Source organism: Tsukamurella sp. NPDC003166, from assembly GCF_040611135.1.
GTDB lineage: Bacteria > Actinomycetota > Actinomycetes > Mycobacteriales > Mycobacteriaceae > Tsukamurella.
Map to the genome: position 1 here is coordinate 284,899 of NZ_JBEXNL010000004.1, position 12,100 is coordinate 296,998.

At 69.9% G+C, this 12,100-nt stretch carries 12 protein-coding genes; 8 read left to right on the forward strand and 4 right to left on the reverse strand.

From position 1 onward, the window contains the following. Positions 1-37: 37 nt before the first annotated feature. Together ABZX10_RS07330 and ABZX10_RS07335 are read left to right on the forward strand one after the other, a co-directional pair. Positions 38-1,492 carry a catalase gene (locus ABZX10_RS07330; RefSeq protein ID WP_355536512.1) on the forward strand — a complete coding sequence of 485 codons (1,455 nt, stop codon included), beginning with the start codon at positions 38-40 and terminating at the stop codon, positions 1,490-1,492. Positions 1,493-1,530: 38 nt separating this feature from the next. Further along, complete coding sequence (locus ABZX10_RS07335; RefSeq protein WP_355536515.1) at positions 1,531-2,172, forward strand: response regulator transcription factor; 642 nt, start codon at positions 1,531-1,533, stop codon at positions 2,170-2,172. A 79-nt stretch (positions 2,173-2,251) separates the two neighbouring features. Here ABZX10_RS07335 and ABZX10_RS07340 read toward each other — a convergent pair whose 3' ends face one another. Both ABZX10_RS07340 and ABZX10_RS07345 read right to left on the reverse strand, forming a co-directional pair. Continuing rightward, entirely contained in the window at positions 2,252-3,238 is a 987-nt protein-coding gene (locus tag ABZX10_RS07340; protein ID WP_355536518.1) for an Abi family protein, read from the reverse strand. Positions 3,239-3,585: 347 nt separating this feature from the next. After that, positions 3,586-4,701, reverse strand: coding sequence for a histidine kinase (locus ABZX10_RS07345; protein WP_355536522.1), 1,116 nt, complete (start codon positions 4,699-4,701; stop codon positions 3,586-3,588). A gap of 161 nt (positions 4,702-4,862) precedes the next feature. Here ABZX10_RS07345 and ABZX10_RS07350 point away from each other — a divergent pair, with 161 nt between their 5' ends. After that, positions 4,863-6,482 carry a multicopper oxidase domain-containing protein gene (locus ABZX10_RS07350; RefSeq protein WP_355536525.1) on the forward strand — a complete coding sequence of 540 codons (1,620 nt, stop codon included), beginning with the start codon at positions 4,863-4,865 and terminating at the stop codon, positions 6,480-6,482. 114 nt (positions 6,483-6,596) lie between these two features. Here the strand turns inward: ABZX10_RS07350 and ABZX10_RS07355 are convergent, their stop codons facing one another. Beyond that, entirely contained in the window at positions 6,597-7,910 is a 1,314-nt protein-coding gene (locus tag ABZX10_RS07355; protein ID WP_355536528.1) for an oxygenase MpaB family protein, read from the reverse strand. Between the two features lie 67 nt (positions 7,911-7,977). On the opposite strand from ABZX10_RS07355, the gene ABZX10_RS07360 reads away from it, so the two are divergent. Further along, entirely contained in the window at positions 7,978-8,562 is a 585-nt protein-coding gene (locus tag ABZX10_RS07360; protein WP_355536531.1) for a TetR/AcrR family transcriptional regulator, read from the forward strand. A 10-nt stretch (positions 8,563-8,572) separates the two neighbouring features. On the opposite strand, the gene ABZX10_RS07365 is transcribed toward ABZX10_RS07360, so the two are convergent. Then, positions 8,573-8,995: a MarR family transcriptional regulator gene (locus ABZX10_RS07365; RefSeq protein ID WP_355536534.1), complete on the reverse strand. Its 423-nt coding sequence runs from the start codon at positions 8,993-8,995 to the stop codon at positions 8,573-8,575. A 93-nt stretch (positions 8,996-9,088) separates the two neighbouring features. Between ABZX10_RS07365 and ABZX10_RS07370 the strand changes: the two genes are divergently transcribed. The 4 genes from ABZX10_RS07370 (at position 9,089) to ABZX10_RS07385 (ending at position 12,064) form a co-directional block, all read left to right on the forward strand. Beyond that, on the forward strand, positions 9,089-9,430 hold the full coding sequence (locus ABZX10_RS07370) for a hypothetical protein (protein ID WP_355536537.1): 342 nt from the start codon (positions 9,089-9,091) through the stop codon (positions 9,428-9,430). Positions 9,431-9,469: 39 nt separating this feature from the next. Beyond that, the gene (locus ABZX10_RS07375; protein WP_355536540.1) at positions 9,470-10,285 is read left to right on the forward strand and encodes an NUDIX hydrolase; all 816 of its coding nucleotides are present in this window, start codon (positions 9,470-9,472) and stop codon (positions 10,283-10,285) included. A 102-nt stretch (positions 10,286-10,387) separates the two neighbouring features. After that, positions 10,388-11,179 (forward strand): GNAT family N-acyltransferase, encoded by a 792-nt coding sequence (locus tag ABZX10_RS07380; protein ID WP_355536543.1) that lies wholly within the window; start codon positions 10,388-10,390, stop codon positions 11,177-11,179. Positions 11,180-11,182: 3 nt separating this feature from the next. Continuing rightward, a complete protein-coding gene (locus ABZX10_RS07385; protein ID WP_355536546.1) occupies positions 11,183-12,064 on the forward strand; it encodes a lysophospholipid acyltransferase family protein in 882 nt (293 codons plus the stop codon). Positions 12,065-12,100 lie beyond the last annotated feature (36 nt).

Below are 12,100 nucleotides of genomic sequence, written 5' to 3' on the forward strand. Positions count from 1 at the left end.
TCCTGAACGACAACCACATACGCGGAGGAGAACAGTCATGTCCGAGAACGCGAACTTCACGACATCCGATTCGGGTGCCCCGGCCGGCAGCGACGAGTACTCGTTGACGGTGGGCGGTGCCGGGACGATCGCCCTGCACGACCACTACCTGATCGAGCAGATGGCGCAGTTCAACCGGGAGCGCATCCCCGAACGGCAGCCGCACGCGAAGGGCAGCGGCGCCTTCGGCACCTTCGAGACCACGGCCGATGTCTCCGAGTTCACCTGCGCCGCGGTGTTCGCGCCGGGCGCGAAGACGGAGATGATGGCCAGGTTCTCGACGGTGGCCGGAGAGCGCGGCAGCCCCGACACCTGGCGCGACCCGCGCGGCTTCGCGCTGAAGTTCTACACCTCCGAGGGGGTGTACGACATGGTCGGGAACAACACTCCCGTGTTCTTCATCAAGGACCCGATGAAGTTCCAGCACTTCATCCGGTCCCAGAAGCGCCGCGCGGACAGCAACCTCCGTGACCACGACATGCAGTGGGATTTCTGGACACTGTCCCCGGAATCCGCGCACCAGGTCACGTGGCTCATGGGTGATCGCGGGATCCCCGCGTCGTGGCGACACATGAACGGCTACAGCTCGCACACCTACCTGTGGGTCAATGCGGACGGCGTCAAGCACTGGGTGAAGTACCATTTCGTCTCCGACCAGGGCGTCGAGACGTTGACGCAGGACGAGGCGGATCGCCTGGCGGGTGCGGACGGCGACTTCCACGTACGGGATCTGTTCGACGCCATCGCCCGCGGGGACGGTCCCAGGTGGACGCTCAAGGTTCAGCTGATGCCCTTCGCGGACGCGGAGGGCTACCGGTTCAACCCGTTCGACCTGACGAAGGTGTGGCCGCACGCCGACTACCCGTTGCGCGAGGTGGGCCGGATGACCCTGCACACCAACCCGACCGACAATCACAGCCAGATCGAGCAAGCCGCGTTCGAGCCCAGCAATGTGGTCCCGGGCATCGGATTCAGCCCGGACAGAATGCTGCTCGGGCGCGTCTTCGCGTACGCGGACGCGCACCGGGCCCGGTTGGGTGTGAACTACAAGCAGATTCCGGTGAACAAGCCGCGCAACGAGGTCCGCAGTTACTCCAAGGACGGCGCGATGCGGATCGATCCCGTCCACGACCCGGTGTACGCGCCGAACTCGAAGGGCGGTCCGGTCGCCGACTACCCGGGGCCGCCCGAGCCGCAGTGGGCAGCCGACGGGGAGCTGATCCGGTCCGCGTACGTGGCGCACCTCGAGGACGACGACTGGTCCCAGGCCGGTGCGCTGGTGCGGGACGTGATGGACGACGGGCAGCGGGAGCGGCTGGTGTCCAACGTCTCCGGTCATCTTTTCGATGGAGTCACCGAGCCCGTCCTGGAGCGGGCCTTCGAGTACTGGCGCAACATCGACGAGGGGATCGGGGAGCGGATCGAGCGGGCGGTCCGCGAGGAGCGCGGCTGAATCCGTCGGCGTGGCACATGCCGGTCTAGGATCGGTCCGTGACCAGCAGCGTGTTGATCGTCGACGACCAGCGTCTGATCCGCGACGGCCTCACGATGCTGCTCACCGCGGCGCCCGACTTCAGCGTCGCGGGCGAGGCCACCAACGGCGACGAGGCCGCCCGCGCCTATCGCGAGCTCGCGCCGGACGTCGTGCTCATGGACCTGCGGATGCCCGGCGTCGACGGGGTCCGGGGCATCGAGCAGATCATCGCCGCCGACCCGGCCGCACGGATCGTGGTGCTGACGACCTTCGACGACGACGAGCACATGTACCCGGCTCTCGCCGCCGGCGCGGTCGGGTTCCTGGTCAAGGACATCGCCCCGGAGGCGCTTCTCGACGGCCTGCGGCGCGCGCTGGGCGGGGAGGTACCCATGTCGCCCGGCCCCGCGCGCCGGGTGCTCGACGATGCCCTCCGCGCCCGGTCGGCGTCCGCGGCGCCGGCGGCGCAACCCGCCGTGCCGTTCACCGATCGCGAGACCGAGGTGCTGGCGCTCGTCGCCGAGGGACTGGGCAACGCGGCCATCGCGCGCCGGTTGCACGTGGCCGAGTCGACCGTGAAGGCCCATATCGCGAATCTCCGGCAGAAGACCGGTGCCGGCTCGCGGGTCGAGCTGTCGCGCTTCGCCGCCCGGGGCTGAGGTCGACAGCGCGACCTCGCCGTGGGTCATGGGAGTCTCGTTGGGGGCAAGTCGCTAAGGACACCTCGAGGGGTATCTATCAGCCCGGCGCGCCCGTGCCGTCCTGCAGCCCGCCCGAAAGTGCGTTTGGGACGCCCATTTCGGACGGGCGACGGTGCGTGATCTTTGCGAACGAGGAGGTGACGAGGGTGTCAATCTCGTCGCGCCACGAGTTGCCGGGCGCGACAGCGTCGAGTAGGTACGCGGTGATGCAGATGGTGCCGTAGATGCGCTCGACCTGAGTCTGGTCCTCGGGCAGTCCGTCGAAGACGGGGAGGTGTCGGATTCGTTGTGAAGCGCCGATTGGTGGCAGTTGACGGTTCCATAGCCGTCCGTGGTGAGCGCAGATGTTCCGGACGACCGTCAGGTGTTCGAGCCAGTTGGCCAGCGGGGGATGCTTGGCCCACTTCTGCCGCGCGGTCTTCGAGGCGTCCGGACCGATGGTGACCCGGAACCAGTCGGCGATGGTTTTCTGGTCCGCGGAGCGCATTCCGGCGTACAGCTTGGACAGATCAGAGAAGTCGAGGAGATCGGTGAGAACCCAGATCGGAATCTGTCCGCCGTAGGTGCTGTAGTGGTGATCGACGAACTCGTCACTGCCACGTGCCCGCCCGATTCGGCTCGTGACGGTTCTCCACCAGGCTGTGTGGTCGAATGCCGGTCGGAAGTTGTTGGCATCGGTGTGGGCCATGGGGCCGATCTCACCGAGCAGGTGGCCGATACGGCTGCGGGCAGCTACCTCGATTTGCTCGATACCGCTGAGAACGTCCGACTTGAGGTGGCGGTCGAAAGTGTACAGGTCTGTGATCTCGGCGAAGCTCGTGCCGGCGTTGAACTCGCTCAGTCGCCGAGTCTCACCAGTCGGGTCGGGCCGACGGTATGGGTACCAGTATCCGCTGAGCCGGTAGTATCCGACAGCCGCGAGCTGCTGTTTCGCAGTATCGGGGTCGGCGACTTCCATGCCACGGCTGCGGAGTAGCGCGATCTGCGCTTCGAGTGACAGCCACGGCTTAGGAGGGCGGGGCATGGCTCCGGACCTTACCGAAAGAGATCCGGCCCGCTCCCAGGAATCCTGGTGCGGGCCGAACGATTGTGTCTAGTTTAGCGCGTCCGGGATCGGTTCGGCAATCGGCACGGTACCTGGGACCACCGCCGAGGCAAGAACGCGCGTTCACGCGGGAGCAGTCGCGACGATATGGAGGTGCGAGCAGTACCGATCGTTACACACATCGTAAACACACCTACTGACCGTGGCGCCCGCTTGACCTGCATGTACACGCCCAAGCGGAGACCTGCATGGTGCGAGCAGTCCGACCTTGCCGTGACTGTTGACACCCGTTGCATGGGGCGAAGGCAGTGCGGGCCGACCCAGCGTCAGGCCGTGCGCGTCGGCAGGGTGAGCGCGACGACCCACTGATCGCCCTCGGGGCCCGCGGTGATGCTTCCGCCGGCGAGTTCCGCACGCTCGGCCATCCCGGTCAGGCCGTAGCCGTGCCCGAGCTGCGCCTGCGCGGGAAGGGGACTCGCCACCCGGGCCCGCCAGGCACCGTCGGACCTGCCCACGTCGACGGTGACCTCCGCGCCGCGGGGCGCGTGTTTCATGACGTTCGTGAGCGACTCCTGGACCACCCGCACCAGTGTGAGCGCGTCGATCGCCGCGGGCTCGTCGTCGCCCAGGCCGATCACGGCCCGCACGTCGAATCCGGCGTCGCCGGTGCGTTCGGCGGCCCGGCGGATCTCGGTGGCGGTGTCGTCGATCGTCCGGTCCGCCAATGGATCCCGTTCACGCATCGCGGCCAGGAGCCGCCGGATGTCGGCGAGGGAGTCGGTGGCGGTGCCGTGGATGTCCGCCAGGACCTCGTCGAGGCCCGGATCGATCCCGGCGTAGACGGTGCGCGCCACGCCCACCCGCAGCGAGATGGCCGACATGTGGTGGGCCATGAGGTCGTGCAGCTCCCGCGCGAGGGCGGCCCGCTCGTCCCGGCGGGCGTGCAGCGCTTCGAGTTCGAGTTCCCGTCGTTCACGTTCGGCCTGGGTGAACCGCTCTCGCATGTACAGTCCGCCCACGACGGGTAGGCCGACGAAGCTCAGCGTCTCGGCGAGCACGCGGATCAGGGTGTGCTGCTGGTCGTCGAGAATCGAGCCGATGACATAGGACGCGGCCCAGACCGCGGTCGCCGCGGCGACCTGCCACCGGGGCCGTTGCGACGCCGCGAGTTCGGCGAGGGCCAGCGCGGCGAGGTACGGGACCAGTCCGGCCGGCCCCCACGCCTCGACGGACAGCAGCCATCCGCAGAGCACGGACAGGGCGAGCGAGACGGCGAACGGAGCGCGGCCCCCGAGGGCGAACAGCCCGGCGGCCAGCATCGATCCGGCGATGTACGCGGGGGAGGCGTGGAAGCGTCCGGGGTACACGCTGACTGCGAGCAGTACGGGCACCACCACCAGGGGAGCGACCCGTACGCCGACGGTCCAACTGGTGCGCGACATGGCAGCACCGTACGGCACCGTCGGGCCTACCGGAAAGCTGCGACCTGCGTCTGTACCTCCGGCGTCGACCGATGTCAACCCCCTCCCGGCCAGTCCGGTTCCCGGAAAGCCCGTCCGAAGGGCGGAGTCGCACGGCGCGGCCGCCGACGACGCTGGAAGGCATGATCAACGACATCGCCGAGCGGCCACGAGCCGTCGTCGGCAGTACCCGCCGGACCTTCCTCTCCGCCCTGATCGCCGCGCCCCTCGCCGGTGCCGCGCTCACCGCGTGTCGCACTCCTGCCGCGCCGGCGGCGCCGTCGCTGCCGGGCGGGCGTCGTGCCCTGCCCGTCCCGCCGCTGGCGCGGTCCGTGGTGGGCGCCGACGGCGTGCGCCGCTTCGAACTCACCGCGCAGGCGGGTGGTTCGGAGATCGTGGCCGGGAAGCGGAGCGCCACCTGGGGTTTCAACGGCGACATCCTCGGCCCCACGCTGCGCGCCCGGGACGGCGAGAAGGTCGCGGTCACGGTGCGCAACCGCCTCACGGAGGCGACGAGCGTGCACTGGCACGGCATGCACGTCCCGGCCCGCGCCGATGGCGGCCCGCACCAGATGGTCGAACCGGGCGGCACGTGGAACGCGGAATGGACGGTGCGCCAGCGGGCCGCGACGCTCTGGTACCACCCCCACCCCCACGGCGTCACCGAGAAGCACTTGTACCGCGGGCTCTCCGGCTTCTTCCTCGTCGACGACGACCAGCAGGACCGTATGGACCTGCCGTCCGAATACGGCGTCGACGACGTCCCCGTCGTCGTACAGGACCGGAAGTTCACGCCCGACGGCGAATTGGACGAGACGGAGCCGGGCGGGACCGGCCTCCTCGGGCCCACGGTGATCACCAACGGCGTCGCGGACGCGAGCCTGCTCGCGCGGCGCGGGCGGATGCGGCTGCGCCTGCTCAACGGGGCGTCGGCGCGCTGCTTCGAGTTCGGCTTCGCCGACGGGCGGCGATTCGAGATGATCGCCTCCGACGGTGGGCTGCTCGCGGCTCCGGTGTCGACGGACCGGCTCATGCTCAGCCCGGGCGAGCGGGCGGAGATCGTCGTCACCGTGACCGCGGGGGAGCGCACGATGCTGCGCTCGTACCCGATCTCCCAGCGCGGCAGGATGTCGGGCGGGATCGCCCGCCAGTACGGCCAGGACGACACCCTGGACGTCCTGGAACTCGTGGGTGCCGACATCCTCGAGGCGGGCGCCGGTCCGGTCCCGCGCACCCTGAGCACGGTCGCCCTACTCGCGGCGGGTGCGACGGCGCCGGCTCCCGCATCGCGGTCCTTCGATCTGCAGTGGTACATGATCAACGGCGAGCGGATGGACATGAGCCGCATCGACCTGGCGCCGGTCATCGACACCACCGAGGTGTGGACGGTGCGCAACAAGGACAACTGGCCGCACAACTTCCACGTCCACGACGTGCAGTTCCAGATCACCGCGTTCAATGGGAAGAACCCGCCGGCACACCTGCGCGGGTGGAAGGACACCGTCTACCTCGCGCCGGGCGACGCGTGTTCGCTCGCCATGCGGTTCACCGACTACACCGACCTGACGATGCCCTACATGTACCACTGCCACCTGCTCTTCCACGAGGACAAGGGGATGATGGGCCAGTTCGTCGTCGCCGGGACGGGGCAGACCGCGCCCACCCGGCTGGAGATGCCCGGCATGCCCGGGATGTCGATGCCGTCGTCATCCGCGCCCGCTGTGCCCGCCGGTTCGTCCGCAGCGCCCCACGGCGGCCACTGATCGCCACCCGAGAATCCCACACCACCACCCGCAACGATCCCGGCCTGGGCGCATCCGTGCGTCCATTGCACGATATGCTCGAATGATCGAGTGCGTCATACGAATTCGAACGGATCAGGCTCGTGCGTAGGTCGCACCGTCGGACACGAACTCGGGGTGTCCGTAGGTGGCGAGGCGGCGCCGGATCAGCCGTGTGAGGTACCGGTCCACGGCCTGACGAAGGCGCGGACTCCGTACTCCGATCTCGGCACCGATGGTCCGGCCGATGATGAACGGGGCGGTCACGGCGACCAGTGCCATGTCGCCGGGCGTGAAATCGACGCCCATCCGGGCCGCGTTGGTGGGCCTACCTCCGCAGAAGGCGATCGCGAACGATGTCTTGCTCCAGGCCTTCTCGACGCGACTCGCGGCGAGATCGAACGGGGTGCGGTGCGGCCGGAGGTACGCGTCCATCGACGATCGGACGAGCGCCCCACAGGTCGCGTCGTCGAAGTCGTCCCGAAGCAGGGCCGCGCGACCGTGGAAGATCCCGATGATTCCCTTGGCGGTGGTGGGCAACAGTTCCTCGGGCAGCCCCAGGAGGAAGCAGCGATAGCGGTTGAACTCGATGATCGCGCGCTCGGACGCGTCGAAGTCGCGACCCCGCCGCCGGGCCTTGAGCGCGAGGAGGTAGCTGCCGACGGTACCGGCCGGCATCTGGTCGATCTGCGGAATCGGGATCCCGTACACCTCGCGGTTCCATGCGCCGGGCCGGGTGAGCGCGTGGTAGCGGACCATCGAGTGCATCAGACGCACCATCGCCGCTGCTTCGAAGCCCTCGCCGCGACGGTCGAGTGCGCCCGGCAGTGTGGTGATGGCGAAGAAGTTCGCCGTCTCGTTGATCCGCCGCGCCGCTCGTTTGCCGGACAACGCTCCGGTGAGCGACATCGGCAGTGCGGCATAGGTGTTGAGGAAGGTTGCGAGGAACACGCCGCGGGTGATGAACGGCGAGGTCAGTGCGGCGCCGACGCGGGCGAGTCGTGCTCCCTCCTCGACGAGCTCCATGTCGAGCCACGCGGGTGGGGCCTCCATCGCGGCGAGGAACGCCCGGAGCTCGTCGGGGGCCTCGGGCACCGCATCCACTCCCTCCGCGCAGGCGCGCCGCACCATGGCGACGAGTGCCCTCGTGCCGTACCGAGGCTCGAGTGCGGCGTACGGGTCGGCGACGACATCGCCGAGGAGAGTGGTGATCCCGATCAACTCGACGAGGCGTTCGTCGTCGAGCGTCACGGCCCGTCGTCCCATGCGCGGGTGCAGCGTCGACCGCGTTCCGGGGTCGGCGGTGTGCCGATACGGGGTGGCGCGGAAGTCGACGTCTCCGTAGAGCGCGGGTTGCAGCACGGCTTGGGTGCGGACCCGTTCGGCGAGTGCGGGGTAGTGCGGGGCCATCGACTCCTCCTGAACTTTCACTCTGTAAGTTCGACGATGACAGGTTGTCGGTTAGCCTGTCAAGAGCATGACCCGCACTCGTATGAGCGCCGATGAGCGGCGCGAACAGATCCTCGACGTCGCGCATGACATCGTCGACGCGGAGGGTTTCCATGCGGCCACCCCACGCCGGATCGCCGACGGTGCAGGGGTCACCAGGCCCGTGCTGTATCAGCACTTCGGTGACCTCGCCGGGCTCTTCGTCGCGCTGATCGACCGTGAATCAGCGCGGATCGGCGAGCAGTACGCGCGGGCCGTGGCGGACGTGGCTCCCGAGTCGGGCAACGATCCGTTCGTCTCGGCGTTCGAGGGTGCGCTCCGAGCCGTCGACGAGCATCCCGCGGCGTGGCGGCTGTTCCTGATCCCGCCGGAGGGCGCTCCGCCGGCGCTGCACGAGCGGCTCGCCGAGTCTCAGGAGCAGGTTCGCGCGTTCATGGAGGCGAGCCTGCGCGAGGTGTTCCCCGGCGTGCCCGACCCCGACTACCTGGCCCGGGTCGTCCAGGCCACGGCGCGGGAACTGTTGTGCCTGCGATTGATCGACCCCGAGCGCGCCACCGTCGAGCGGCTCACCGGGCTCATCCGCTTCCTCCGGACCCTCACGCCGGCGCCCTGACGGCGGGCCGTCAGCCCGCCAGTTCGGCGAGCATGCGGCGAAGGTCGCCGGCCTCGGCGGGGGAGAGGGATGCCGCGACGAGCTCGTCCTCGGCGGCGCGGATCGCCCGCTTCGCCCGCGCCTGCACGGCCCGTCCCTCGTCGGTCAGCCCGACGGTCCGCTGCCGCCCGTCCGCGGCGCGGTCGCGGGAGACGAGCCCGCGCGCCTCGAGGGCGGCGACGTGCTTCCCGAGCCTGGTCGTGTCGCGCCCGGTGCGCCGGGACAGCTCGACCTGGGAGATCGCGGTCTCCGAGACCAGTTCGCTGAGGATCGCGTACTCCCACATCGTGACCCGTGCCGCGGCGAGGATCGGCTCTTCGAGCGCCATCAGGCGGGGGAACAGGCGGGCGAGCAGCGCGGCCAGGTCGGGTCCGCTCGGCGGTGCGTCCGGCACGTGAACCTCCTATTGATCTACCGCGGTAGATCAATATCGTCTACCGTGGTGCATGAACTGCTTCACGCTCTCGACACGAACCTACGGGGGATCATGGACACCTCAGCACTGCGCCACGCGGCCCGGGACCTCGCCGCCTCCCTCTCCGAGATCACCGCGGGCGACCTCGCGCTACCCGTTGCGAACGGCGGCGATGTCGGCGACCTGTACTTGAGGATCCTCGAGGGCCTCATGGCTCCCGTCGCGGCTCCGGTCCCGTCCCGCGACCATCTCGCCGCCGCCGCGAACGACTACGGCGCGGGATACGAGTGCGCCTACCTCCGCGCGGTCGACGCCGCGATCCACGCCGTGACCGGCCAGGACGCCGTCGACGCGCTGCTCCGGGACACCCGCTCGTGCAACACGGACCTCGACCGCGCGCTCGAACTCGGTTGAGTCGGCCGGTGCCGCCGCGGCGTCCGCTACGGTGACCGAATGACCTCCCACGCCGAGAATCCCGCCCTGCCGGTCCCGAGGGACGCGGCCACGGTCGTCCTGGTCCGCGACGGTGCGGACGGGATCGAGGTGTTCCTGCAGCGCCGCGTGCAGCAGATGGCCTTCGCGGGCGGGATGACGGTGTTCCCGGGCGGCGGCGTCGATCCCCGCGACGGCGACGCCGACTTGGCCTGGGAGGGGCCCGCGGCGTCGTGGTGGGCCGAACGTTTCGACGCCTCCGAGCGCGATGGCCGGCAGCTGGTGTGCGCCGCTGTGCGCGAGACCTTCGAGGAGTGCGGTGTCCTGCTGGTCACCGGGGCCGACGGTGCCGTTCCCGACGCTGCGGCACTCGCTCCGGCCCGGGAACGGCTCGAGGCCAAGGAGATCTCGCTCGCGCAATTCCTCCGCGACGAGGGGCTTGTGCTCCGCGCCGATCTGCTGCGGCCGCTCGCGCACTGGATCACGCCGAAGAACGAGAAGCGTCGCTACGACACCCGGTTCTTCCTCGCCGCCCTCCCGGCGGGGCAGCGCGCCGACGACCGCACGAGCGAGGTCGAGGAGGCCGGCTGGCGGACCGCCGCGCAGGCGCTCGCGGACTTCTCCGCGGGCCGCTGCTTCCTGCTCCCGCCCACCTGGTCCCAACTGCGCGCGGTGGCCGAGCACCGCACCGTCGCCGACCTGCTGGCGGCCGAGCGCGTGATCGAGCCGGTCGAGCCCGAGCTGCCGCTGGGCGGCGCGATCGACTCGCTGCAGTTCGCCGAGGCCGCCGACTACCTGGCGGCGATGCCCTCGAACACCCCTCCGCCGGTGCTGTAGCACCGGGGCGTAGCCCGGAATTCACCCTCGTTCGGCAAGGGTTCACCGACCCGCTCGGTCGCGGTTCACCGCCCCGTCGTCTCGCGCGCCCACTGTGAGCGCATGGCAACACTGGTCATCGGCCGGAGCCCGGCCTCAGAGACATTGATCGACGGTGCCGAGTACGAGGTCGTACTCACCACTCGCGACGACGACATCGAGACCGTGCAGCGACTGCGCTTCGAGGTCTTCGGCTCGGAGCCCGGCTTCGAGGCCTCGATGGCCGGCGTCACCGACGGCCGCGACGCCGACCGCTTCGACGAGTTCTGCGACCACCTGATCATCCGCCACAAGCCGAGCGAGAAGATCGTCGGCTGCTACCGCATCCTCCCGCCCCCGGGCGCGATCGCCGCCGGCGGTCTGTACCTGGCGACGGAGTTCGACCTCGGCGCCCTCGACCACATCCGCCCGGAGACCCTGGAGATGGGACGCGCCTGCGTGCACGCCGATCACCGCACCGGCGGCGTCCTGTGCCTCATGTGGGCGGGCCTGCTCGCCTACAGCGACCTGCGCGGCATCCGCTACGCGATGGGCGCCGTCAGCGTCCCGATGCAGTACGAGGGGTACGAGCGCGGCGCGACGGTCCGCGCGGTGCGCGAGCTGGTAGATGCCAAGCACCGCTCCCCGTGGGTCGTCACGCCGCACAACACCGTCGAGGAGATCACCGCCGAGCCCGCCTCGCGCCGGACCTTCCCGCCGCTCGTCACCGGCTACCTGCGGATGAACGCCGAGATCCTCGGTGCGCCGAGCTTCGATCCGGTCTTCGACGTCGCCGACTTCCCGATGATCATCGACCGCACCCGGTTCAACGTGCGCTACCTGGAACGGCTGCAGCAGGCGGCGGGGAGTCTCTAGAACATGATTCCCCCGGTTCCGCTGCGGGAGCTGCCCAGAAACCCCTGGCAGCAGGTCTCACCGTGCGACGGTGCCTGCTCCGCCGACGAGCCCCGGGAGGCCGCGTTCTGGCTCCGCGCGGTCCGCTGGACGGTGTTCGTCTCGGTCCTGATCGCGGGGTCGGTCGCGCTCGCGATCGCCTACCCCTGCGGTGCCACCGCGCGCCGCGTCGTGATCCGCGGCGGCGCGCGCGCGATGCTGTGGTCGCTGGGGATGCGGGTGGAACCGGTGGGAAACGTACCGCTGCGATCGCTGGTCGTGGCGAACCACCAGTCGCTGCTCGACATCGTGGCCATCGCCTCGATCGCGCCGGCGGCGTTCGTCGCGAAGGCGGACATCTTCGACGTGCGGGCGGTGGCCGTCCTGATGCGCGCCTTCGGCGCGATCCCCCTGCGCCGCGAGCGCCTGAGCGATCTGCCACGGACCGTCGACCAGGTTTCGGACCTGCTCCGGAGCGGCCGGACCGTCGCGTTGTTCCCCGAGGGGACGACTTACTGCGGATTCCACCGGGGAGACTTCCGGCCGGCGTTCTTCCAGGCCGCGATCGATGCCCGGGCCGACGTGGTGCCGGTCTCGCTGCGGTACTCGATGCGGCTGCCCGGGCCCGCGCGGGGCGCGCGCCAGAGCGCCGTCGCCGCGTACGTCGGATCCGACACCGAGGTCGCGACGCTCTCCCGGGTGATCGCGGCGCGTGGCGTCGCGGTGCGCGTCCACGCCACCGAGGTGATCGCCGCGGCCGACTGGGCGACGGCCGGCCGCGGGGCCCTGGCCGCGCGGGCCGAGGCATCGGTGTTCGCCGACGCCGAGTTCTGCGAGTCCGAGGCGTACCTGCCGCTCGCCGCTTAGGCCCCGGAAAAGGGGTGTGGCTGCGAATAACGCTAC